This window comes from Desulforamulus putei DSM 12395 (assembly GCF_900129195.1).
GTDB lineage: Bacteria > Bacillota > Desulfotomaculia > Desulfotomaculales > Desulfotomaculaceae > Desulfotomaculum > Desulfotomaculum putei.
Window position 1 is genome coordinate 90,384 of the sequence record NZ_FQUY01000005.1, and the last position, 23,723, is coordinate 114,106.

The 23,723-nt window shown below is 49.8% G+C and carries 20 protein-coding genes; 5 read left to right on the plus strand and 15 right to left on the minus strand.

The window, feature by feature from the left end; translation table 11 throughout:
- Positions 1-23: 23 nt before the first annotated feature.
- The 12 genes from BUB67_RS05190 to BUB67_RS05245 all read right to left on the minus strand — a co-directional run bounded on the left by BUB67_RS05190 (position 24) and on the right by BUB67_RS05245 (position 16,491).
- Positions 24-1,037, minus strand: a complete 1,014-nt coding sequence (locus tag BUB67_RS05190) for a glycosyltransferase (protein ID WP_073236812.1) — start codon at positions 1,035-1,037, stop codon at positions 24-26.
- Positions 1,037-2,212, minus strand: a complete 1,176-nt coding sequence (locus tag BUB67_RS05195; RefSeq protein WP_073236815.1) for a glycosyltransferase family 4 protein — start codon at positions 2,210-2,212, stop codon at positions 1,037-1,039. The genes BUB67_RS05190 and BUB67_RS05195 overlap by 1 nt, the downstream gene beginning before the upstream one ends.
- A gap of 21 nt (positions 2,213-2,233) precedes the next feature.
- On the minus strand, positions 2,234-3,277 hold the full coding sequence (locus BUB67_RS05200; RefSeq protein WP_073236819.1) for a nucleotidyltransferase family protein: 1,044 nt from the start codon (positions 3,275-3,277) through the stop codon (positions 2,234-2,236).
- Between the two features lie 142 nt (positions 3,278-3,419).
- On the minus strand, positions 3,420-4,421 hold the full coding sequence (locus BUB67_RS05205; RefSeq protein ID WP_073236822.1) for a glycoside hydrolase family 130 protein: 1,002 nt from the start codon (positions 4,419-4,421) through the stop codon (positions 3,420-3,422).
- Positions 4,422-4,822: 401 nt separating this feature from the next.
- The gene (locus tag BUB67_RS05210; RefSeq protein ID WP_073236825.1) at positions 4,823-5,941 is read right to left on the minus strand and encodes a 4Fe-4S dicluster domain-containing protein; all 1,119 of its coding nucleotides are present in this window, start codon (positions 5,939-5,941) and stop codon (positions 4,823-4,825) included.
- An 18-nt stretch (positions 5,942-5,959) separates the two neighbouring features.
- Entirely contained in the window at positions 5,960-6,406 is a 447-nt protein-coding gene (locus tag BUB67_RS05215; protein ID WP_159431810.1) for a hydrogenase iron-sulfur subunit, read from the minus strand.
- Between the two features lie 20 nt (positions 6,407-6,426).
- A complete protein-coding gene (locus tag BUB67_RS05220) occupies positions 6,427-9,450 on the minus strand; it encodes a CoB--CoM heterodisulfide reductase iron-sulfur subunit A family protein (protein ID WP_073236828.1) in 3,024 nt (1,007 codons plus the stop codon).
- Positions 9,451-9,469: 19 nt separating this feature from the next.
- Entirely contained in the window at positions 9,470-13,915 is a 4,446-nt protein-coding gene (locus tag BUB67_RS05225; RefSeq protein ID WP_073236831.1) for an FAD-dependent oxidoreductase, read from the minus strand.
- Positions 13,916-13,935: 20 nt separating this feature from the next.
- Complete coding sequence (locus BUB67_RS05230) at positions 13,936-14,793, minus strand: CoB--CoM heterodisulfide reductase iron-sulfur subunit B family protein (RefSeq protein ID WP_073236834.1); 858 nt, start codon at positions 14,791-14,793, stop codon at positions 13,936-13,938.
- Positions 14,794-14,841: 48 nt separating this feature from the next.
- On the minus strand, positions 14,842-15,402 hold the full coding sequence (locus tag BUB67_RS05235; RefSeq protein ID WP_073236837.1) for a 4Fe-4S dicluster domain-containing protein: 561 nt from the start codon (positions 15,400-15,402) through the stop codon (positions 14,842-14,844).
- 51 nt (positions 15,403-15,453) lie between these two features.
- A complete protein-coding gene (locus tag BUB67_RS05240) occupies positions 15,454-15,729 on the minus strand; it encodes a hypothetical protein (protein WP_073236840.1) in 276 nt (91 codons plus the stop codon).
- A gap of 603 nt (positions 15,730-16,332) precedes the next feature.
- Positions 16,333-16,491: a small, acid-soluble spore protein, alpha/beta type gene (locus tag BUB67_RS05245; RefSeq protein WP_003543540.1), complete on the minus strand. Its 159-nt coding sequence runs from the start codon at positions 16,489-16,491 to the stop codon at positions 16,333-16,335.
- 172 nt (positions 16,492-16,663) lie between these two features.
- On the opposite strand from BUB67_RS05245, the gene BUB67_RS05250 reads away from it, so the two are divergent.
- Positions 16,664-17,422 (plus strand): tRNA lysidine(34) synthetase, encoded by a 759-nt coding sequence (locus BUB67_RS05250; RefSeq protein WP_073236842.1) that lies wholly within the window; start codon positions 16,664-16,666, stop codon positions 17,420-17,422.
- 30 nt (positions 17,423-17,452) lie between these two features.
- Here the strand turns inward: BUB67_RS05250 and BUB67_RS05255 are convergent, their stop codons facing one another.
- The gene (locus BUB67_RS05255; protein WP_073236845.1) at positions 17,453-17,926 is read right to left on the minus strand and encodes a cell division protein SepF; all 474 of its coding nucleotides are present in this window, start codon (positions 17,924-17,926) and stop codon (positions 17,453-17,455) included.
- 173 nt (positions 17,927-18,099) lie between these two features.
- On the opposite strand from BUB67_RS05255, the gene BUB67_RS05260 reads away from it, so the two are divergent.
- From BUB67_RS05260 to uraA, 3 genes are all read left to right on the plus strand, one after another.
- Positions 18,100-18,357: a thioredoxin domain-containing protein gene (locus BUB67_RS05260; protein ID WP_073236848.1), complete on the plus strand. Its 258-nt coding sequence runs from the start codon at positions 18,100-18,102 to the stop codon at positions 18,355-18,357.
- Positions 18,358-18,648: 291 nt separating this feature from the next.
- Positions 18,649-19,287, plus strand: a complete 639-nt coding sequence (upp, locus tag BUB67_RS05265; protein WP_073236851.1) for a uracil phosphoribosyltransferase — start codon at positions 18,649-18,651, stop codon at positions 19,285-19,287.
- 168 nt (positions 19,288-19,455) lie between these two features.
- Positions 19,456-20,730 (plus strand): uracil permease, encoded by a 1,275-nt coding sequence (gene uraA / locus BUB67_RS05270; protein ID WP_073236854.1) that lies wholly within the window; start codon positions 19,456-19,458, stop codon positions 20,728-20,730.
- A 56-nt stretch (positions 20,731-20,786) separates the two neighbouring features.
- Here the strand turns inward: uraA and BUB67_RS05275 are convergent, their stop codons facing one another.
- Entirely contained in the window at positions 20,787-21,809 is a 1,023-nt protein-coding gene (locus BUB67_RS05275; RefSeq protein WP_073236857.1) for a sulfite exporter TauE/SafE family protein, read from the minus strand.
- A gap of 20 nt (positions 21,810-21,829) precedes the next feature.
- On the minus strand, positions 21,830-21,988 hold the full coding sequence (locus BUB67_RS05280; RefSeq protein WP_073236860.1) for an MFS transporter: 159 nt from the start codon (positions 21,986-21,988) through the stop codon (positions 21,830-21,832).
- Between the two features lie 393 nt (positions 21,989-22,381).
- Here BUB67_RS05280 and BUB67_RS05285 point away from each other — a divergent pair, with 393 nt between their 5' ends.
- The gene (locus BUB67_RS05285; protein ID WP_073236863.1) at positions 22,382-23,707 is read left to right on the plus strand and encodes an acetyl-CoA hydrolase/transferase family protein; all 1,326 of its coding nucleotides are present in this window, start codon (positions 22,382-22,384) and stop codon (positions 23,705-23,707) included.
- Positions 23,708-23,723: the final 16 nt, after the last annotated feature.

Genomic DNA, 23,723 nt, shown 5'->3' on the forward strand with positions numbered 1-23,723 from the left:
CGCTTCATTCCCCCTTGTCCGGATTATTGATATACATCCAGAGCCAAGCAAGCAATAAAATATGAAATGATGCTTTCCGCTCCCTGATTCAGATTGAGGCCCTTTTCCGTAATGCCGTCGTAACAGCCGCCGGTTTCCGGATCGATCAGGCACAGGCCCTTTGAATTGTAGCCATGGTACCATGCCAAACACTTGCGGGCCCTATCTAAATACCGCTTGTGGCTGGTAATGCGGTAGGCCTCCAAATAGGCCAGCAGCATTTCACAGGCCTCCAAGGGCTGCTCGTCATACTCCGCTCTTGGCTGGCCTTTTAAGAACCAGCCGTGGCAACCCACCGGTTTAAAATACCCTTCGCCAAAAGTGATCCTTTCCAGAAAGGCCAGGCTTTCCCTGGCGATGTCCAGCAGTCTTTGTTCTCCCGAAACCCTATATGCTGCCAGCAGGGACCACGGGAGTACCGCATTGCTGTATGTCAACCTGTCCTCAAACCAGTTCCAGTTGTCATCTCGGTGCTCTTCATACTGTTTTGCCAGGGATGCAGCCAAATTCCGCACATGTTCCTCTGTTTCTTGCATATCCAAACAGGTGAGCCCAATGAGGGAATAGGCTTTGGCCCGGGGCCAGCGGAGGCTTGCAACATGAGGAAGGGCTTTCTGCAGCAGGTACCTGCAGGTGTCCTTGACATTACGGGGGGTTTTGGCGCTGGCCAAAGTATACCCCAGGGCCCACAGGCACCTGCCAAAACAATCTTCGGAACCTGACTCTTCCATAAAGTCCCGGTTATAGCCCATGAAATTTTTAAACCGCCCCTCCCTGTTTTGGGCATTCAGTACAAAGGACAGGTATCGGTACACCAGAGCCAGGTATTTTTCCTGGCCAAACCTTTCATACAACATCACCGCCATAATCAAGGCCCTAGCGTTGTCGTCGGTGGTGTAGCCCCTAGTGGGGTCGGGAACACCGTATTTGGCATGCTGGAACATCCCTGTGTCATCGGTAAGCCGGAAGATATGAGAGTCTCTCAAGGGCTGGCACATTACACCGCAACCCCGGCTTTCCGGCTCTTTTCCAGTATGTTAAGAAACAGTCTTGTATACTGGTTGGCGATATTCCCCCACATCATGGTCTTACCGATACTTAAGGTTTTCTGCTCCATTTCTTTCTTTTTATCCGGGTTCTCCAATACAAACTTGATGCATTTGGCCAGGGAATCGGCATCCTCAAACTCTGCCAGCAGCCCCCTGCCGTCGGCCAGCATTTCCCGGGCATAACTGTAAGGAGTGGCTATAATCACCCTGCCGTACCCCACCGCATAGGCTAGGGTGCCGCTGACCGCCTGGTCTTTGCCCAGGTAAGGGGTCATGTAGATGTCGGACAACTGGAGATAATGAATGATTTCCTCCTTTGTCAGGTACTTATTCACAAACTGAACATGATCTCTGACGCCGAGGCGTTCCACCAGGTCCAGCAGTTTTTCCCGGTAGGCCTCCCCGTATTCCCTTTTTACACAGGGGTGTGTCTGCCCAAGAATCAGGTAAAGGACATCCTTGTGCTCCCGGGCCACCCTGGCCAGGGCTTCTATACCGTATTCCAGGCCCTTTCCCGGGCTGATCAGTCCGAAGGTACTGATCACCTGCCTGCCCTGCATGCCGTACTTTTCTTTCAGTTTTTCTCTGGACTCCATTACCCTGAAGGGTACTCCGTGATGGATTACCTCAATTTTGTCGGGCTGTATTTCATAGACCGTCTTTAACAAGTCCACCGTATTCCTGGCCATGGTTACAACCTTCTGACTCCTGGCGCCTAGGGTTTTAAGAATCTCCCGTTGTTTCGGCATGGGGTTCGGCAGTACGGTATGTACCGTGGTGATCAGCGGCACCTGCAGTGCGTCAATGAGATCCAGCAGGTACTCTCCGCATTCTCCGCCAAAGATACCGTACTCATGCTGGATAACCAGGAGTTCCAGCCCTGAACGGTTGATCTCCCGTGCGATGTCCCGGTAGCTGTTGCGCTCATGCTGCTGAAGCTCCATCACGACTGGCTCATCATAGTCATACCGGGCATCGCTAACGGCTATAACTTGCGGCCCGTGGAGAAGTCCTGCCCGGTCAAGTTCGCTCACAAGATCCTGGGTGAAGGTGGCCAGCCCGCACTCCCTGGGCGGATAGGTGCTGAGAAAGGCCACTTTCCCTATCCTGTTCCTTGAAACCATACCGTCACACTCCTTAAACCGTTACATGGCCATCGGGTGGCTTACCTGTTCGGTATAAACCGTTTTACGGAACTCCATATTCCTGTGAATCCGGCAGTTGGCAGCCACAATGGTATCAATCAACCTGGCGCCGCTGTCCACTGTTACTTTGTCCCAAACGATACTGCCGGCAACCTTGCTCCCCCTGCCAATCACACAATGGTTCCCGATTACCGTGTAAGGACCGATGGTGGCAAAGGCGCCGATTTCAGCATGTTCTCCAATGTACACCGGTCCGATAACCCGGGCATGGGGGTGAATCTTAGAGTTTTTTCCTGTAAAAATTATGTTGCTGGTATAGTCTGCTTCCGGAATTTTGCACCTGCCGCTTAAAATGTCCTTATGGGCCTGCAGATACTTGGCCGGCGTACCGATATCCATCCAGTAGGAACCGCCCTTATAGACAGCGATTTTATAACCCTTTTGCAGCAGTGAGGGGTAGACTTCCCGCTCCACCGAAACCGCCCTGCCGGAAGGGATTTCTCGCAGGACCTCCGGTTCAAAAACATAGATACCTGCATTGATATAATTCGATGTAATCTCACTGGGATGGGGTTTTTCCTTAAAAGAAACAACATAGTCGTCCCGATCAAACTCAATGACTCCGTACATGGAAGGGTTATCCACCTGTGTTACGGCGATAGTGGCAACGGCTGATTTGCTTCTATGAAATCTGATTAGCTCCTCAATATTGATATCACAGAGAATATCGGAATTGAACACAATGAAGGGCCCGTGGAAAAATTTTTCGGTGTTTTTAATGGCGCCACCGGTCCCCAGGGGAATATCCTCCCGAATATACTCAATTTTAAGCCCCAAACGGCCCCCGTCGCCGAAATATTCCTCAATCTGCTGTGGTTGATAGCAAGTGCTCAAAACGATTTGTTCAATGCCATATCCTTTTAACTCGGTCAGGGTCCTTTCCAGCAGAGGTCTTGCCATGACAGGCACCATGGGCTTGGGAATTTGGTTGGTCAGGGGTCGGAGCCTTGTCCCCCTGCCCCCTGCCAGGAATAACGCTTTCATATGCATTCCCCCTTCACAACGTTAACTTTGTTTGCCGTGAAAACCCGCATAAAAGCCAATTGTCAAAGGTTAAACCCTGTTATCCACTTCATGACAAACATCTCTGCGCCGGTAGAATGCTTTATCAGTGATTTGTTTGCTGTTAAAACTCCTCCTCTTTAGTCTCCGGGCATCTTTTAATATACTCCAGGAGATCGCTCAGGGAAGCGGTGGCCAAGGCAATGCAGGTGTCCGCCCCGCCATAGTACATCTTGATCATCCCCGTCCGGTTGTCCAGTATCCAACCGCAGGGAAACACCACATCGTCTACGTCCCCTTCCCTTTCGTAATACTCGGAAGGTCCAAATACCCATTCATCACTTCTTCTTAACACCCGGAAAGGATTTTCTAAATCCAACAGGGCTAGCCCCAGGCGGTAAATGGCGCCGGCGGCGGTTTTTCTGACGCCGTGATAAAGGATCAGCCAGCCTTCCGGCGTCTCCAGCGGCTGTGCGGAAAGGCCCACCTTATTGGCATCCCACCAGCCTCCCCGGCGGGCGTTGATTAAAATCTGGTGTTCCCCCCAGTATTTTAAGTCCTCGGATCGTGATATCCAGATATGGGCGCTGGGGGCGTGACTGGCGGGGATCGGCCGGTGGATCATCACCCATTTGCCGTCAAACTTGCGGGGGAAAAGCGCTGCGTCTTTATCCTCCGGAGGCATAACCGCCCCCAGCTTTTCAAAGGTTTTAAAATCTTTGGTCAACGCCAGGGACACCAGGGGTCCTCCCCGGGAATAAGCGGTATAAGCCACAGCCCACTGGTTCAGTTCTTCCATCCAGGTAATCCTGGGGTCTTCAATCCCCCATTCTTCCTCGGGAAAAAGGTCCGGTTCAGGCATTAGTGTAGGGGAAGAGTCAATCTGCCAGTTGCTCACGCCGTCTTCGCTGATGGCTTTTGTGAGGTGAGAAAAACCGCGCCTATCTTCCACCCTGGCCAGCAATAGCACCTTATTTTGATAAACCGTTGCCGCAGGGTTAAACACGGTATTGGCCGGGTAAGGCCAGTCTTTGGAAGTGAGGATGGGGTTGCGGGGATGTCTTTTAAAGAGTTCCCTGTATGTATTGTTTCCGCTTGTTAACTTGCTTTGAAAACCTTTGCCCATAAATAAAAAAGCCTCCTTCAACCAATTAAAAATGCTGTGCATTTAAAATCAGTGGGAGCTTTTTTAATATGGTTTATTGTTAGCACTCATGGTTAATGAGTGCTGGTAATTAAATGCTATTTTATGATTTTGTTTCCTGTCAAGGATTTTCTCGACTGATAAAAGCACAATTTGGTTAATGTCGCTCAAATGTTTTAAAAAAGATCCTGTTCACAACAGCGTTGGCGTTTTATCGCGTAAAGAAGATGTCTTTTGCCCATTTTTCATAGTACTTAAAAGCTGTCCCTGTTTGAATTTTTCCGGATTTATTCAAAAAAACAAAGCTCCAATTCAAGTCAAGAACCGTCCCCGACTTGAATTCGATTTGAATTGAGCCACCCCGGAGGGTGGCTCGCTCTGGTTTAGTGTTTACCGGTATTGAGTTCTTCCAGTTCGTGCTCTTTATAAACGGTGATGGGAATAGGTTCTTCCAGGGAGCGGCCGGGTTCGTATTCAAAACGATCCTGGTTGGCTTGGGACAGGGCTTGGAACATCAGGCCCACGGGAATATCCATGGGGCAGGCGTTTTCGCACTGGCCGCAACCCACACAGGAGAGGCCCATATGGTTCAACCTGGTCAGGTGGAATAAAACGGTATCAGTGGGCAGTTCGATGGCGCCCTTTCTCCTGGCATATTCCATGTATTTGTCGCCGTTATGGTCGAAAATGGGACCGGCGGACACGCATTCACGGCAGAAGCAGATGGGACAGGCCTGTCGGCAGTTTTGGCATTTGATGCAGGTGGCCAGCACTTCGGCCAGTTTTTCCATATCAGACACGGCACTCTTAAATTCTGAAACAGCCTTGGCTTTAGCCTGTTTCTTCTCTTCCGCCAGTTTTTCCAGCAGCTTGACCCGGGTGTCGGGCGTATTGGCGGATTCCAGACCGGCCACACCGGACAGGTCAACACTGTCCTTGGCGGCTATTAGCAGGTTGCCGCCCATACCCAGCCAGCCCAGGACAATGTCCGCATTGCCGGCTTCGGGATAGGCACATACGGTGCAGGCCCGGCGCAGCTCGACTACGGCGGGGTTCTTGCCGTCGGCGGCCTGGCTTACCCATTTCCTGGCATCCACTTTATTTTGCTTTACCATCTCGGCGTAGTCCTTGGCGGCAAAGGTGCCTGCACAGTCTACGCCGATGATGACCAGGTTATCCAATTTGGCCTGCTGCAGTTTAACCAACTCGTATAAGGCACGAAGTTCACAGGAACGCAGCACCACAGCCACCTTTTCCGGCAGGTTGCGGGAAAGATTGGCCACCAGTCTGGCAGTATTAAGGCCGCTGACCGGAGCAAAGGGGTTGGCAGCGCCGAACATTTCCGGGTTTTTGATCAGGGCAGGAACAACATTGGTTTTAGCTGCAACCTCACGGGGGACTAAAACAGCACTAACCTTCCCGGAGGTAATCAATGACTTGAAAAACTCCTGAACGGTACCGAGGGTGTCACCACCGCTTGGTTTTAACGTGTAAGTTTTCATGCTATAACGCCTCCCACCTTAGATTTCCCAGTTCTTACGCAGCGGGTTAGGTCCTAGTTGTTTCAGTTTTTGGGTCATTTCTGTGATAACTTCACCAAAGTAGGCACCCTGGGAAGCACTGATGAACCGCAGCCATAACCGCTCATCGGGGATACCTAGCTGTTGGAGCACGTTTCTAGCAATGGCCACCTTACGACGTGCCTTGTAATTGCCACTACCATAGTGGCAGTCACCTTCGTGTCAGCCACCCACCAAAACGGCGTCGGCACCATCCAGGATGGGTTTAATCATATACAACGGATCCACCGAACCGCTGCACATAACTCGGATAATCCGCACATTGGGGGGATACTGGATACGGGCTGTGCCGGCCAAATCCGCACCGGTGTAGGAACACCAGTTACAGAGTATGGCGATAATTTTGGGTTCGAACTCCGATTGAATTTTTTGTTCAGGAACACTCATTTCATTACCCTCCTTTAAGCCTAACTGTTACTGGCATCCAACATGGCGATGATTTGCCCTTTTTCGAAGCCCTTTTGCTGACAGGCGCCGCTGGGACAGGTAGCCACACAGGCGCCGCAGCCCTGGCAAAGCACATCCAGTACTTCCGCTACTCGGGTCAGTTCATTGAGAACCCTCGCCCCGTAGGGACAAGCCTCGACGCACAGGCCGCACCCCTTGCACCACTTGGGATTGACCATCGCCACATGACCGAGGGATTCCAGTTTGTCCTTGGACAGCAGGGTCACCGCCCGGATGGCGGCGGCGTTGGCCTGGGCAATGGATTCTTCAATGAGTTTGGGTGAGTGGGCCAGTCCGCACAGGTATAAACCGTCAGCAGCAAAATCCACCGGACGCAGTTTCATGTGCGCTTCCAGGAAATAGCCATCGGCGTTCAGGGATACTTTGAAAGTCTGGCTCAGGGCTTCGGTTCCTTTGGCCGGGATAATACCGGTGCTTAATACCAAAAGGTCGGTATCCAACTGAAGTTCCTTCTTTAAAATATGATCGGTTATGGTTACCTTTAATTTTTCCCCGTTAGCCTCCACCTTGGGTTGTTCCTCCAGGGTGTAGCGTACAAATACGACCCCTTTCTTTCTGGCCTCGGCGTAATATTTTTCATAGAATCCGTAGGTACGAACATCCCGGTAAAGGATAAATATATTGGCCTCGGGATTTTGTTCTTTAATTTTGAGGGCATTTTTTACAGCACTGTAACAACAAATACGGCTGCAGTAGGGCCGCTCACTGTTACGGGAGCCCACACACTGAATCATCACGATGTTTTTGGCGTTACCAATACCGGGCCCCGCCAATCGGTGCTCCAGTTCTCGCTGGGTTAGCACACCCTTGTGCTGTCCATAGAAGTATTCGGTGGTGGTGGCAGCCTCGGCGCCGGTGGCAATAACTACTACACCGTGTTCCACCGGTTGGTCGCCGTTGGGCGTGTTCAGCGTGGTCTTATAATTTCCTAAGTACCCGGACACTTCTTTGACGGTAGAATTGAGGTTCAGGTCTATGTTGGGATGGTTTTGTACCTCTTGAATCAGTTGGTTTACTAACTGGGCGGGATCATTACCCTTCATGGTGTACTTTACTTCCAGGGCATTGCCGCCCAGTTTATCGGTTTGTTCCACCAGGATGACCTTAAAGCCCTGACCAGCCAGGTTGAGGGCAGCCGTCATCCCGGCGATACCGCCGCCAATTACCAGAGCCCGGCGATTAATATCCATAAAAGAGGTATGCACAGGCTTCAGCAATTTTACCTTAGCCACCGCCATTTTCACCAGATCTTTGGCTTTTTCAGTGGCAGCATCGGGATGATCTCTATGCACCCAGGATGAATGTTCCCGGATGTTGGCCTGCTCGAACAGGTAGGGATTAAGCCCGGCTTCTTTCAGGCTACTCATAAACAGGGGGGCGTGGGTTCTGGGCGTGCAGGAGGCCACCACCACCCGGTTTAGTTTATGTTCGTTGATCCGTTCTTTGATTTTTTCAATGCTGTCCTGGGAACAGCTGAAGAGGAATTCTTCGCTGTGCACCACACCGGGAATGGTCCTGGCAAACTCGGCCACTTCCGGTACCCTGACCACACTGCCGATGTTGATACCGCAGTTGCAGACAAACACTCCCACCCGGGGTTCTTCCTGGGTAATATCCCTTTCCGGCGGGTATTCCTTCACCTTGCTCAGGGTCCCCCGGACGGCGCTCAGTAAGCGGGAGGCATTGGCTGCGGCGGCGCTGGCATCCACCACGGTTTCCGGGATGTCTTTGGGGGCACAGAAGGCGCCGCCGGCAAACACCCCGGCCCGGGTGGTCTGACCCGGTATAAATTCGGAAGTCTTGCAGAAGCCGTATTCATCCAGTTCTATGCCGCAGGCCTTGGCCAGGTCGGCATTGCCTGAGGAGGGTTTCAAACCTACCGACAAAATGACCATATCGAACTCTTCTTCGGTAAAGGAACCATCAGCATTTCGGTACTTGATAATCAGATTGTTGGTGGTGGGGTCTTCTTTCACCGAAGAAATCATGGCTTTTTCATATTGCACGCCGTGCTGGATGCGGGCCCGGTCGTAATATTTCTCAAAGTCTTTACCGTAAGCCCGGACATCCATATAGAAAATTTTAGTTTGCAGACCCGGTTCGTGCTCCTGGGCAATGATGGCATGCTTGGTGGCATACATGCAGCAAACAGCGGAACAATAGTGGTTGCCCTTGGCGCTGTCACGGGAACCGACGCATTGAATAAAGGCTATTTTCTTGGGCTCCACATGATCCGAAGGACGTACCAGGTGACCCATGGTGGGGCCGCTGGCAGAAAGCAGCCGCTCAAACTGCAGGCTGGTGAGCACGTTGGGATAACGTCCCCAGCCAAATTCTTCCCTGAGGTCGCCGTCCATGGGCTCAAAGCCGGGACTTAAGACCACCGCGCCCACTTCCAGCTCCAGCATAGTGTCAGGCATGCTGTGGTCAATGGCCCCCGCAGGGCAGGCCTTGAGACACTTGCCGCAGGCTTTGGGGTTTTTAATCTTCAAGCATTTGCTTTTATCCACGGCGTAGGCGTTGGGAGTAGCCTGGGCATACAGCTTATAAATGGCCTTGCGCTTGCCTAAACCGCCGTCAAAGTCATCATCCACCTTCACCGGGCATGCCTCGGCACAGGCCCCGCAGCCGATACATTTTTCCAGGCTGACACAGCGGGCCTGTTGCAGCACCTTGGCCTTAAAGTTACCCGGCTCCCCTTCCAAACTAACCAGTTCAGCCCCGGTGATAATTTCAATGTTCAGGTGACGTCCCACGTCAACCAGTTTGGGTGACATGGTGCACATGGCACAGTCGTTGGTGGGGAAGGTCTTATCCAGCCTGGCCATGGTCCCACCGATGGCGGGTTTCTTCTCCACCAGATATACTCGGTAGCCGGATTCGGCCAGGTCCAGGGCGGACTGCATCCCGGAGATGCCGCCGCCCACAACCAGAACCGCACCGATTTGTTTTTTATCCGTCATAGGTTTCTCCAACCTCCTATCACAGAGCCGCATCCATCATGGCCAGCAGCTGATCTTTGGCGAATCCTTTCTGCTGGGTAGCGCCGCTGGGGCAAGCTGCCACGCAGGCACCGCAGCCCTGACAAAGCACTTCCCGTACATAAGCAACTCCCCTGCGTTCGTCCAACACCCTGGCACCGTAAGCACAGGCGCTTACACAGATGCCGCAGCCCTTGCAGAGTTCCAGGTCCACCTCGGCGGTGATGCCCAGGGATTCCAACCTTCCCTTGGACAGCAAGGTTACCGCACGGATGGATGCTGCATTGGCCTGGGCAATGGTTTCACTGATGGTCTTGGGCCCGTGGGCCAGACCGCAGAGATAAAGTCCGTCTGCCGCAAAATCAACCGGCCTTAACTTCATGTGAGCCTCCAGATAGAAACCGTCCGCATTTAAGGGAACTTTAAACATCTGGCTCAGTGTCTCGGTATCCGGCCTGGGTTTAATACCGTTGGCCAGGGCCAGAATGTCGGCATCAATTTTAATGGGCTGTTTCAACACATGATCGGTAACGGTAACGGTTACTTTGTCGCCGTTGGCAACCACTTGCGGTTTATCATCGACGCTGTAGCGGATAAAGATAACGCCCTGCCGCCTTGCCTCGGTGTAATATTCTTCCTTGAAGCCGTAAGTACGAATGTCACGGTACAGGATTACCACCTGGGCAGCGGGATTCAGCTTTTTCACCTTCAGCGCATTCTTAATAGCTTGGGTACAGCAAACCCTACTGCAGTACGGTCTGTCCGGTTCCCTTGAACCAACGCAGTTAATCATAACAACCGTCCTGGCATCCCCCAACCCCTGGTCAGCTAATTTTTGCTCCAATTGGGTCTGGGTCATAACCGCCGGGCTGTTGCCATAGAGGTAGCTGTCCGGTACAACTTCATCGGCGCCGGTAGCAATGACAACCGCACCGTGTTCTACCTCCAGCTTGTTGCCGCTGTCCTGTACCAGAGTGGTTTTATAGTTGCCCAGATAACCGGACACCTCTGACACCTGGGCGTTGAGAACAACATCAATTAACTGGTTGGCTGCCACATCGGCTTTTAGTTTAGCCACAAAGGCCGGAATATCTTCACCCTGCAGGCTGTAACGCAGTTCGGTGGCCCGGCCGCCCAAGCTGCCGGTCTTCTCCACCAGGGTTACGGCATAACCCTGCTCTGCCAGTGACAGGGCATTGGTCATGCCGGCGACGCCACCACCTACCACCAGAACCCGCTGGTTGACATCAATAAAGGTGGTTTGTACAGGTTTTAATAACCGTACCTTGTATACGGCCATTTTAACCAGATCCTTGGCTTTTTCGGTGGCTTCCTCGGGATGTTCCCTGTGTACCCAAGAGGACTGCTCACGGATGTTGGCATGCTCATAAAGGTAAGGGTTCAAACCGGCTTCCCGCATGCTGCTTTGGAACAGCGGCGCATGGGTTCTGGGGGTGCAGGATGCTACTACCAGCCGGTTGAGGTTATGTTCTTGAATCCGTTCTTTAATCTTAATAATGTTGTCCTGGGAACAAGTGAACAGGAATTCTTCGGTATGAACTACTCCCGGCAGTGTTTTGGCAAATTCCGCTACTTCCGACACTTTTACCACACTGCCGATGTTAATACCACAGTTACAGACGAATACCCCTATTCTGGGCAGTTGGTTGGTAACATCCTTTTCCGGCGGGAATTCCTGCACAGCTGTCATGGTGCCGCGGGCCGGCGCCAGCAAACGGGAAACCATGGCGGCTGCCGCACTGGCATCCACTGCCGTTTCGGGAATATCCTTGGGTTCGCCAAAGGCACCACTGACGTAAATACCTTCTCTGGAACTACAACCCGGCGTAAAAGTACCCGTACGGCAGAAACCGTATTGGTCCAGCTCGATGCCAGCGGCTTGGCCCAGTTCCCTGGCCCCCTCGGGAGCCGACAAACCTACTGACAGAACAACCATATCAAAGGTTTCGTGGTAAAGGTTGCCATCTTCGTCGGCGTAACGAATTAATACATCATCACTGCCGTCCCGGGCAGGATCAATACCGTAAATACGAGAGCGAATAAACTGAATACCATGCTCTTCCTTGGCCCGGTTCAGATAACGTTCAAAGTCTTTACCGGGGGTCCGCATATCCATATAGAACAATTTTGCTTCTAGAGGATCGTGGCTATGTTCCTTGGCAATAATGGCCTGCTTAATGGCATACATACAGCATACCGAGGAGCAGTAACCTTTACCGATCCGTTCGTTACGGGAACCAACGCATTGGATCCAGGCAATCTTGGTGGGTTCTTTATGATCCGAAGGACGTACCATATGTCCGGCGAAGGGACCACTGGCGGATAGAATCCGTTCAAACTGGATACTGGTAACCACATTGGGCAATTTACCATAACCATATAGTTGCAATTCTGACGGATCGTAGGGTTTAAAGCCGGGATTCATAATTAATGCCCCTACTTCGATGTCAAACTCCCGGTCTTGCATGCTGTGGTCGATGGCCTTGGGCAGGCAGGCATCCACACACTGCAGGCATTCGGAACAAATGGCACAATTTAGACAGCGGGCTGCTTCTTCTTGAGCTTGTTCCGGTGTGAAACCCAGGCAAACCTCTTCGGTATTGGTGGATCTCCGCTCGGCCGGCGCATAAGCCTGCATCACTCGGGGCTGCTTGGTATAGGATTCCACTTGCCGTGGAATAGGCGCTATTTTTTCTTGGGGCACTTTAAATTGACGACCGGTTTTGAGATCCTCTCCTTGAATGTAACGATGAATACTTTCAGCGGCTCGTTTACCGGCACCCACTGCATCAATCAACAGGGCCGGGCCGGTGAATGCATCACCACCGGCAAATATGCCCGGCACGTTGGTGGCCAGGGTATCCGGGTCTGCCGCAATACGGTTGCCCTGCTGATTGGTTAAGGGTTTGTCACCGACAAAGGATAGATCAGGCGTTTGCCCGATGGCCACCACTACCCCGTCAAAGCCATCCCATTGGGTAATAACATCGCCACAACGGGGTGCAAAACGACCTTGTTCATCAAAGACGCTGAGTACATTGGCGGTTACCAGGCCGCTGACCTTGCCCTTACTTGCTTTAATTTCTTGTACGCTCTGGGCATAGTGGAAAATAATACCTTCCTCTAAGGCTTCATGGATTTCTTCCGAACTGGCAGGTAATTTCCCCTCGGATTCCAGGGAAAAAACATGGACTTCGGCACCCAGCCGGCGGGATACACGGGCGGCATCCATGGCCACGTTCCCGCCTCCGATGATGGCAACCTTTTTCCCTACGGAAACTTTTTCACCCAGTCCTACTTTGCGCAGCATCTCTACGGCAGTAATTACGCCATCCAAATCGCTGCCCGGCACCCGCAGGTTGAATCCCTTCTGGGCGCCAACTCCCAGGAAGATGGCTCGATAACCGTCTTTAAATAAGCCGTCAATGGTAATGTCTTTACCTAGGGCGGTATTTACCTTGATTTCCACACCCAGGCGCTTAATTAAATCGATTTCCAGGTCAACCCATTTTTTGGGCAGCCGGTATTCCGGTATACCTACCCGCATCATGCCACCGGTAACCGGCAGCGCTTCAAATATTGTCACTTTGTATCCCTTTAAAGCCAGGAAATAAGCACAGGATAAACCGGCTGGACCGGAACCGATCACCGCTACCTTTTCATCCCGTTCAGTTTCTTTTTGCGGCAAGGGTAATTCATTGATATCTTTTTGATAAGCATGATCAGCAGCAAATCTCTTAAGGGTAGCAATTTGGATGGGTTCATCCACCTTGCCCCGGTTGCAGGCGGTTTGGCAGGGATGGGCACAAATGCGGCCGCAAATGGCCGGGAAGGGCATTTCCTGATAGATCATTTTCCAGGCATCAATGTATTTGCCGGATTTAATTAACTGCACATAACCCTGTACATTAATGCCCGCCGGGCAGGCAGCTCTACAGGGAGCAACCCCTCGCTTGTCTATGGCAAAGGCGTTTGGTGTAGCCTGAGCATACAGTTTGTAGGTGGCTTTACGGGTATCAATGCCACCATTAAATTCGTTGGGCAGTTCAACAGGACAAACCCGGGCGCAATCACCGCAGCCGGTACACTTAGCAATATCGATGTACCGGGCCTTTTGCTGTACCGTCACCTTAAAATTGCCCGGTTCACCGGTTACTGCTTTGACCTTGGCACCGGTAATGATTTCAATATTTTTATGCCGGCCGGTATCAACCAGTTTGGGTGACATAATACACATGGCACAGTCGTTGGTGGGAAAGGTTTTGTCCAACCGGGCCATGGTGCCCCCAATGGCAGGTTGTTCCTCCAATAAATAAACTTTAAAACCGGATTCAGCCAGGTCAAGGGCGGATTGCATACCGGAGATGCCGCCGCCCACAACCATCGCCGCACCGGTTAGTTTCTTATCGGTTTGGACGTTGCTCATTTACGTTAACCTCCATCCCTTTACGAAGTTGCCCCAGCCTGTACAGAATCTGCCAGTTTACTGGGATCCACCAGGTGCTTGCTCCACCAGTCGCGGGTTTCCGGCAGTCCCAAGGCCAATCCCATTAACTCAGTAAAGTAAAAGACCGGCAAATCCTCTCCCGGGGAACGACGCATCTCCAGGTTGGTTTGGCACAGCGGACAGGAGTTCACCACCGCATCAGCCCCTGCTGCACGAGCCTTGGCCAGGATTCTTCCTGACAAATTGGTCACCATGGCCGCCTTGGCTACCGAATGGCCAGCACCGCAGCACTCCACTTTATAGGACCAGTTAACCGGCGTAGCCCCCAGAGCTTTCATCAGCTTATCCAGTTGCATGGGGTTTTCGGCGCTGTCGATGCCGGTTATTTCCCTGGGACGAACGGACAAACAACCATAGTAACAAGCCACCTTTAGATTTTTCAAAGGTTTCTGAACCTTTTTGCTAATGGTGGGCAATCCGATTTTTTCCACAAAGTATGCTAACAGGTCGTATACCCTGGGTTGTCCGTCAAATTTAAAATTCAACAGTTCTTCCATTTCCTGCCGGATCCCGGCATCATGGATCATGTTATACTCCGCTGTTTTTAGGCGGTTGAAACAGGCCGAGCAGGGTACTACACAGTCAAGCCCCATCTTCTGTATTTGCTTAATAGTTAGAGCAGGCAGACCCACTGACAGGCTGTGATTGGTGGCGTGGGCGGAGGTGGCCCCACAGCAGGTCCATTCCGGGATTTCTACCAATTCCACATCCAGCGCTTTGCTGACAGCCCGTACCGAGCTGTCAAATTCTTTGGCTGTCGCCTCCAGGGAACACCCCGGATAATAAGCCAGTTTCATCTGTTTATCCCCTACCTTCCGCAGAAACCCATTGGCAATATTTACACTCTACTTTTTCTTAGCCCAGTCAAAGATGCGGCGAACTTCTGTCTTACTGGGAACACTATGCGGGAACAGGGCAAGCTTTCCTTTTAAGAACATTTTTAAACCCACACCCACGTCATCCATTAAATGACCACTTTTCAGTTTGTATCTCATCAGCATGGTACCTTCATGAACTCTGCCGTGAGATTTTACAGAATCCAAGAAGCACTGGTGGAATAAATAAATATCCTTTTCCGCTGGAGTAACTCCTTCTTCAATGGCCATTTCTCGCAAGGTATCCATCACGGCGGCAATGCGTATGCCATTGGGACAACGGGCGCCGCATGTTTCACAGCCTACACAAATCCAGATAGCTTTGCTCTTGAGAACTTCATCCTTTAATCCAAACTGAATCATACGGAGCACTTGATTGGTATCCATATCTCCGTATTCAGCAATGGGGCACCCGGAGGCACATTTCTGGCATTGGTAACAGGCCTCAATTTCCTGTCCACTACGTTCACTAACCACTTTTGTGAAATTTAGGTCTAGCGCCCTGGGGCCTCCTTCGGTTATAATATACACAGGTCCACCCCTCCTTGTTTTCGATTTTACTTTAGTTAAGTTTATCACAGGCTATAGTTGGAACAAACCTTCAAAGGTATGGACTAGAACCCATATTTTGTTATAAAATGGGTCCTGGTTCATTTTATTTTGCCATTCGCTGTCGTTCAATAATTTTCTCGCTCTTACTTTATTTGGCTTAATTAAGAATAATCGACAAATTTTGCGCACCTTGATTTTTAAGGCTTTATTAACTGCCGCAGGAATTCTTCGCAATTCATTTCCCTTTGTCCCTGGTGAAAAAAAACGTCTTTTTTCGCTAAAACTAATTTCGCTGGCGAAATCCAAAGCGGTCGTCCGCATGACAATAGTGCGGCTGTGAAAATGAAATATTTAGGAGCTGGAATTACTGTTTTTTAAAAGATTGATTTTAAGCCCACTGCTAAAAAATCCGGAAGGTTCCACTCCAGAAAAAGAAGGGGCCAGGCTGATCAATCTGCCTGACCCCTTCTTTTATGAGATTTATCATCCTTCATGCATAAGGACGGCGTAACGGGTTGCTCCCCTTAACTAGCCTTTCAAGAGAAATCCAACCAACGGGAGAACAAAACCAACACCCGTTACGACTAACCAAAAACGGAAATGAAAACTATGTTGCTGAGCGTTGGCATATGATTGAAGGTACTGCTCATACTCTCTGCCTATCATTCGGCACCCCCCTGCATCCTGTATACAGAGAGTATACCTCCTTTTATAATTTTGGTAAAGTGCTTTTTTTCACAAGGCCCCGGCATGAACATTCTTGCACCTTAAATGTTATTATTTTTCTTTATGTTTTTGGTTTTTTTATATAAAGAAGCCTTTCGCAGGTACTGATGGAATGTGTGCAGAATACCTGCTCCCAAGTTCACAGAAAAACTGGCCCACAAACGTGGACCAGCGCCGGGGAAGTTACAACATGCTGCGTTCCGCCCTCTGTATCGCCAGCTTAACGAAGTTACCGCACTCTCGCGAGGTGAGGTTACCATAGTCGTTGCCTTGGATACGGTCCGCTACGCCCATTTCCCGGGCAAGCTCGTACTTCAGGGCATCACTCATATATTTCGCCATGTTTTTACCCCCCTTAACACTTAATTTGACCGCAAAGAACATTTACTATACCAGGTAAAATGTTTCACTGGACAAATAAAGGGTAAAACATAAATAATATATTATGTACGCGCAGATCCGGACAAAATTTACAGTGCATTATCTAAGAGATTTTACAGCAGGAGACATGCCCATGAGCAAAATTTTGCAAAAGACAATGTTAACCCATGTTACCAGAGCCATCACTCATTTTTCCCTGATTGATCCCGGTGATAAGGTGGTCGTAGGGGTTTCCGGCGGTAAAGACAGCAATTCTTTGTTGTTTTGTCTTAACATGTACCGCCGCAGGTATTTAAAAAAGGTTCCCTTTGAGCTGCATGCCGTTCACTTGGATATGGGATTGGGGGCAAATTTGGACCCGTTAAAAGAATTCTGCCGGAGGCTGGAGGTTCCTTTAACCATTAAACCCACAGGTATTGGAGCCATTCTTTTTGACATCAGAAAGGAGACCAATCCCTGTGCCCTGTGCGCCAATCTGCGCAGAGGCGCCCTTCACAACACGGCCCTGGAACTGGGCTTCAACAAGGTAGCCCTAGCGCACCACCTGGATGATGTGGTGGAAACATTTTTGATGAGCTTAATTTTTAACGGCATGATGAAAACTTTCTCTCCCAAGACCTATCTGGACCGCACAAACCTGACTTTGATCAGGCCCTTTGTTTATGTTACCGAGTCTCAGGTACAGCAATTGCTGCCGCTGGAAGACATCCCCGTCATCCAGAACCCTTGCCCGGCGAACAAAAAGACAAAACGGGAAGAAATCAAAAGCCTTATCGACAATCTGGCTCAACAGTACCCGGATATCCGCCAGAAATTTTTAACTTCGCTGCACAACTTTGATGCAAATAACCTCTGGCCTGTGAAGGAAAATAAAAAGGGTCGTTGGGGATAACCTCCCTGCGACCCTTATCTTTTAGGACGATTAAGCAGTTTCGGATTTAAACCAGCGGGTCTTTACTTTCTCTTCCACCGGTTCAACGATCTGACTAAAGGTCCTTATATCACCCGCACCGACAATATCCACTCCGCTGGGAACAAATAAAAAAATCTCTGCGTTAACCTTCTTGGCCGAACCGTTTAAAGCAAAGGCCACACCGCTGGCGTAATCCAGAATACGCTGGGCCTCTTCCGGATGAACCTGGGAAAGATTCACGATAACCGGCTGGCCGCCCTTTAAGTGTTCTGCCACCACCTGTACATCGGTAAAGGTTCTGGGCTGGGTGGAAACAATTTTGGTTTGCCGGGCTGCAGGTACCGCTGATAATTCAGTGCGAGTTTGATTTTTGCTGTTTTTAATCTCTCTGGACGAAGACAGTTCAGGCGTCTTTTCGCTTTCTTCTTCCACTTCTTCGAAACCTATAAAATTGAGAAACTTGTCCACGAATCCTTTAGACAAACTAAAATCTCCTTTCGAATCAACTGAATATATTCCCATAAACTACAAAATAATACTTTATTTTTATTATGCGGAAAATTTTTCTGTTTTTCTATAGGACCAATGTCCTATTTACAAGTGAAGTTTTTCCTATCTAATGGGTACACTAGTTTTAGCATAAAGGAGGTATTGTTATGGGCGACTATCACGTAACACTTTTTGTATCCCCATGGAACAAAACTGCATGTGATGAGGCAAAGAAATACCTTGAGAACAAGGGAATCAACTATGAGTTAAAAAGCACCCGGGATCATGGCGCCCGCGGGGAATTAATCAATAAAACCGGCGGCCTGGATACTCCTACCCTTGATGTGAACGGGCACATCGTTGTCGGTTTTCTTCCCAACAAGTGGGATCACTTATTGAGCAAGGAACCACTGGAACTAACTTGAGACGCGAGGAGCAAAAGGTTAGAGGTGGGAAGAAAATTTTCCCACCTATTGTTTATTACTTTGCAATTCGTTCATTCTTTCCTGCTGCATAAAATACGTATTACTTCCGGTGTACACGAAGAGTCCTCTCATGACCTCAGGTTTTCCTCTCAAGAAATTTTCAGGTAGAAAAAAAGAGGAATTTGTTATTTTATATCGAACTTTGGGTATTTGGAATTCATCTGGCAACTCCTATCGAGTCTTACACACTGCGTATGGAACTGCCGGAATTATAAAGGAGGCAGTCTGGTCATGGAATCAGTAACCGTTCTTCGTCATCCCCTGGTGGATGAACAGCTTCAATTACTCAGAAATAAAGAAAGCGATATTGCTGTCTTTCGGGCCGCCATGACCCGTTTGGGATATTTACTGGCCGTTGAAGCGACCAAAGATGCACCCGTCACTGAATCCAGGGTAACCACACCGATGGAAGTTGAAACTCCCGTTACTGTTCTTCAGGATGATAAAATTTTGCTGGTTCCTATCCTGAGAGCCGGTTTGGGCCTGGTGGACAGCTTTCTCACTCTCTTGCCAAAGGCCAAAGTTGCTCATATCGGTATGTCACGGGATCATGAAACCCTTAAAGCCAAACTCTACGTCAACAGTCTCCCCAAAAACCTGGCGGATTTTGAACAGATTTTTGTTTTGGACCCCATGCTGGCCACCGGCAACAGCTGCGTCAAGACCCTGGAAGTTTTAGCAGAGTCCGGAGCCGATCCCGCCAAGGTGAAAGTCATTTGCGCCTTTGCCGTTAATGAGGGGCTGGGACAGATTGGCAGCAAGTTCCCCCGGGTAAAAGTGATAGCTGCGGTGGTTGACCCAATTCTTAACAATATTGGATATATTTCCCCGGGTTGCGGAGATGCCGGGGACAGGTTATACTTACTCTAAGACAATGGATAATTTCATAGGATATAAGGCACCTTTAAATTAGTACAGAGAGACTAATAAGGTAGCGGCGTAGGATATAGGATAATTGTATCCTTATGGTAATGCGCTCCTTACAGGACTCTGTAAGGAGCTTTTTACATTTTATGCTATTTTCAGGGAGGAATGATGATGGTTAAACGAGAGATTCAAGTGGAAGAAAGGCTGCCCCTGATGCAAACCCTGCCCCTCAGCCTGCAGCACTTATTTGCCATGTTTGGGGCCACCGTACTGGTACCGATTTTATTTAAGGTGGATCCCGCCACTGTCTTGTTGTTTAACGGTATCGGCACATTATTGTACCTGTTTATATGCAAAGGCCGTATACCCGCCTACTTAGGTTCCAGCTTTGCCTTCCTATCGCCTGTATTTGTAGTCCTGGGCAAGTATGACTACAGCGCCGCGCTGGGAGGCTTTATTGTAGTAGGTGTTATCTTCTCGGCTGTGGCATTAATGATCGGTGCGGTGGGAACCAAATGGATTGATGTGGTCTTTCCGCCGGCAGCGATGGGCGCCATTGTAGCGGTGATCGGTCTGGAACTGGCCCCTGTGGCCGCCCAGATGGCCGGCCTGGCGGCGGAAGCCGGCAAACCCTATGTGGCTGACCCCAAAGTAATTACCGTATCCCTGTTTACCCTTGGCGTTACCGTCCTGGGCTCTGTAATTTTTCGTGGTTTTCTCGCCATTATTCCCATCCTGGTAGGAGTGGTTTCCGGCTATCTCCTTTCTGTCTTCATGGGCCTTGTCAGCACAGAAGCCATTGCCAAAGCCCCCTTGTTTGCCAAACCGACCTTCTATAGCCCGACCTTTAATTTAGACGCTATTATGATTATCATTCCGGCAGCTCTGGTGGTCATTGCCGAACATGTCGGGCACCTGTTTGTTACCAGCAACATAGTGGGCCGGGATTTAGCCAAAGAACCCGGCTTACACCGCTCACTGCTGGGCAACGGTTTGTCAACCTTATTATCCGGTTTCTTTGGTTCCACCCCCAACACCACCTACGGCGAAAACATCGGTGTCATGGCCATTACCAAGGTCTACAGCACCTGGGTCATTGGCGGGGCCGCCATCATCGCCATAGTTCTCTCCTTTGTGGGCAAACTTTCTGCAGCCATCCAAAGCATTCCCACGCCGGTCATGGGCGGCGTTTCCCTGTTGCTGTTCGGCGTCATCGCCGCTTCCGGTATTCGTATGCTGGTGGAAGCCAAAGTGGATTACAGCAAAGCAACCAATTTGATTCTAACCTCTGTGGTTCTGATCATCGGCGTCAGCGGCGCCCAAATTCAGCTGGGTGCCGTCAGTCTGCGGGGCATGGGTCTGGCAACCGTGGTGGCCATGATCCTTAGTATCTTCTTCCGTCTGCTGGAAAAGGCCAGGTTGAGCAATGAAAGCGACGGGCACTAAAAATTATCCATACAAAAACCACCTGCTGTGGCGGGGGGGTTTTGTATGTCCCCTTTTTATTTACTCAGTTGCGTATGATCCGCCGGGTCGGTCAGCCCGGCCCGGGCCCGCACAGACGTGATTAACATGTAAATGATAATGCCGCTCAGAACCGCTGCAGAACCAAGCATCAGATAACCGGCCAGGGTGGGTAAAAGCAGTTGTTTAAGGAGAACCGCCGCACCGGCCAGCAATAATGTAATGCCAAAATAAAGGCGTATTTTCATACCCTTGATATAGGCCGTAGCCACCGATCCGATTTGGGCTCCTACGGCGGCGCCCACCAGCATCACCAGGGCGCCAATGATCTCTACCTTGCCTGCCAGAGCATAAATATAAGCGCCCCAGGAATTGGTGATGAGAATGGCAAACAGGTCGGTTCCCACAGCCATGACGGTGGGAAGTCCCAGAAAATAAATTAAAATGGGAACCCGGACAAATCCGCCGCCTACCCCCAGAAAACCGGAGATGAACCCGCTGAAAACGCTCAGGAACACGATCACCCAAATGGAAATGGCCTTCACATTGGAGATTGGAAAACTTATATAAGGACCCATCCTTAATCCCTGTACCCAGTTGACCAGTTTTGATTTATCTTTTTCGACATTTACCTTTTGCTCTTCATTTAACCGTGAGTAATGGTAATAATCCTTAATCATAAAAATTCCCACAGCAAACAGGAGAACAATATAAATGATTCTTACGGTGGGTCCCACCTGCCCGATCTTCTCAAGATACAGAATGGATTGCTTGCCCAGGGAAACACCATACATACCCAGCAAGCCCATAATCAAACCCAATTTAAAATCCACATGGCGAAGCAGCGCGTGTTTAAAAGTGGCCACAATAGACTTGCCAAAAATATGAGCAATATCCGTACCAATGGCAAAGGCCATGGGAAAGCCAAATATATTGAGGGCAGGGGTGACTATGAAGGCCCCCCCGATCCCGAAAAATCCTCCCAGGATGCCGACAAAAAAGCCAATCATTAACAAAGCCCAACCGTTTACATCGGCATTGGCAATGGGCAAGTGCAGCATGGCTGTGCCCCCCTCTCCACTTATTGTTCCCCTTTGATCCCCAACGTCCTTAGTATAATTTCTGTAAATAGCCCTACCGAAACGCCCACCACCGACATGAGAGCCACCACAAGTAATGCATACTGTGCTTTATTAAGATGATAAATGGCCGCCAGGTATTCATTGATGGATTCAATCATTTTCTCACCTCATTGAATTCCGGTCCCCTGGAATAAAGTAGTGACAAAATAATATTATTGTTAATTAATTTTAAGGCTTTTATTAACTCTTTGTAGTGACAATTTTGTGAATCAATTCACTTTATTTTTAATAAAGGAGACTCTTTGCTTGTATCACTAAACCCTCTCTTTTTTCACCGCCATGCTAGCATATTTATGTAATATTTTCAATGGATTTAAGCATTTCAGCACAAAAATAATCTTGCAACATGGAATCGCTATTGCAAAATCCGCTCATAGTTATTTTTTAGTTTTTGCATAAAAAACCCTTGATAAGTATGACAACACATTCTTCCATTGCCTAATTTTACGTGATATAATTCACTTAGTAACGTAGATTGGGAGGTGAAGTATTTGGTCTGGTTTAAAGCAGGGCCGCTATTTGAAGACTCTGAAAAATTAACCGCCATGTATAGAGAAAAATGTGTTTCAGCTGAAGAAGCTGTTTCTGTTATTTCTTCCGGCGATAATATTGTGGTACCTCCCGGCGCCGCTGAACCGGAAGTCTTAATGGAAGCCCTGGCAAACCGTCGTGGTGAGCTAAAGGATGTGAGAATTCATCAGATGCTGCCTTTACGGGAGGCCAGTTATCTTAAGCCTGGTATGGAACGTCACTTCCGACATGTTTCCTGGTTAACCAGCAGCGTCGTTAAAAGGGGCGTCAAAGAAGGGCGGGCGGGTGTTATGCCCGGTTACCTGTACGAGTACCCCAAATTTATCCGTGAGATGGAAGTGGATGTTTTTATGGGAACGGTTTCTCCCATGGATGAGCACGGGTATTTCAGTTTCGGAGTATCCGTTGACTACACCATTGCCGCCGCCGGCTGTGCAAAAAAAGTAATTCTGGTGGTTAACCCCAATATGCCCCGCACCATGGGCTATAGCTTCATCCACATTTCCCAGGCGGATATGATAGTTGAGGATCAATCTCCCCTGCTGGAGGTAAAAAAACCCGAATTAAGTAAAGTGGACCAACGAATCGGCGATTATGTTTGTGAGCTGGTTGATGACGGTTCCACCATTCAACTGGGCCTGGGCTCGGTGGCCAATGCGGCGGCCCAGTGCTTGAGTGTAAAAAAAGGCCTGGGTGTCCATACTCACTTCATCACCGATGTCATTGTGGATCTCGTGGAATGCGGCGCGGTGACAAACCGGCGGAAAAACATTCATCAGGGCAAGATTATTTGCAGTTCTGCTGTGGGGAGCAAACGACTGTATCAGTTTATGAACAATAACCCGTTGTTTGAAATGCATTCCATCTCCTATACCAACGACCCGATGATCATTGCCAAAAACAACAATATGGTGGCCATTAATTCAGTGGATGAAATTGATCTGTTAGGTCAGTGTGCCTCAGAACCCGTTGGCCCCAAGCTCTATTCCGGCACCGGAGAACAGGTTGACTTTGCCCGGGGGGCCATGAATTCGAACAACGGCAAAAGCATCGTGGTGCTGCATTCAACCCATAAGGGCAGAACCAAAATTGTCCCCATGCTGGAAAGCGGTTCTGTGGTCAGTCTCAGTAAAAATGACGTAGACTATGTAGTGACCGAGTACGGCATTGCCAAGTTAAGGGGTAAAACCTACCGCCAGCGGGCGGAAGCCCTCATTGCCATCGCTCATCCGGACCACCGGGACGGGCTGTCGGAAGCAGCCAAAAAATTCGGTTTAACCAGATAAGCCGTGATGCAATTGC

Coding starts and splice junctions, on each gene's coding strand:
- BUB67_RS05190 (WP_073236812.1), bottom strand. CDS start 1,037: ATGTGCCAGCCCTTGAGAGACTCTCATATCTTCCGGCTTACCGATGAC.
- BUB67_RS05195 (WP_073236815.1), bottom strand. CDS start 2,212: ATGGTTTCAAGGAACAGGATAGGGAAAGTGGCCTTTCTCAGCACCTAT.
- BUB67_RS05200 (WP_073236819.1), bottom strand. CDS start 3,277: ATGAAAGCGTTATTCCTGGCAGGGGGCAGGGGGACAAGGCTCCGACCC.
- BUB67_RS05205 (WP_073236822.1), bottom strand. CDS start 4,421: ATGGGCAAAGGTTTTCAAAGCAAGTTAACAAGCGGAAACAATACATAC.
- BUB67_RS05210 (WP_073236825.1), bottom strand. CDS start 5,941: ATGAAAACTTACACGTTAAAACCAAGCGGTGGTGACACCCTCGGTACC.
- BUB67_RS05220 (WP_073236828.1), bottom strand. CDS start 9,450: ATGACGGATAAAAAACAAATCGGTGCGGTTCTGGTTGTGGGCGGCGGC.
- BUB67_RS05225 (WP_073236831.1), bottom strand. CDS start 13,915: ATGAGCAACGTCCAAACCGATAAGAAACTAACCGGTGCGGCGATGGTT.
- BUB67_RS05230 (WP_073236834.1), bottom strand. CDS start 14,793: ATGAAACTGGCTTATTATCCGGGGTGTTCCCTGGAGGCGACAGCCAAA.
- BUB67_RS05245 (WP_003543540.1), bottom strand. CDS start 16,491: ATGGCGAAATATATGAGTGATGCCCTGAAGTACGAGCTTGCCCGGGAA.
- BUB67_RS05250 (WP_073236842.1), top strand. CDS start 16,664: ATGAGCAAAATTTTGCAAAAGACAATGTTAACCCATGTTACCAGAGCC.
- BUB67_RS05260 (WP_073236848.1), top strand. CDS start 18,100: ATGGGCGACTATCACGTAACACTTTTTGTATCCCCATGGAACAAAACT.
- upp (WP_073236851.1), top strand. CDS start 18,649: ATGGAATCAGTAACCGTTCTTCGTCATCCCCTGGTGGATGAACAGCTT.
- uraA (WP_073236854.1), top strand. CDS start 19,456: ATGGTTAAACGAGAGATTCAAGTGGAAGAAAGGCTGCCCCTGATGCAA.
- BUB67_RS05275 (WP_073236857.1), bottom strand. CDS start 21,809: ATGCTGCACTTGCCCATTGCCAATGCCGATGTAAACGGTTGGGCTTTG.
- BUB67_RS05280 (WP_073236860.1), bottom strand. CDS start 21,988: ATGATTGAATCCATCAATGAATACCTGGCGGCCATTTATCATCTTAAT.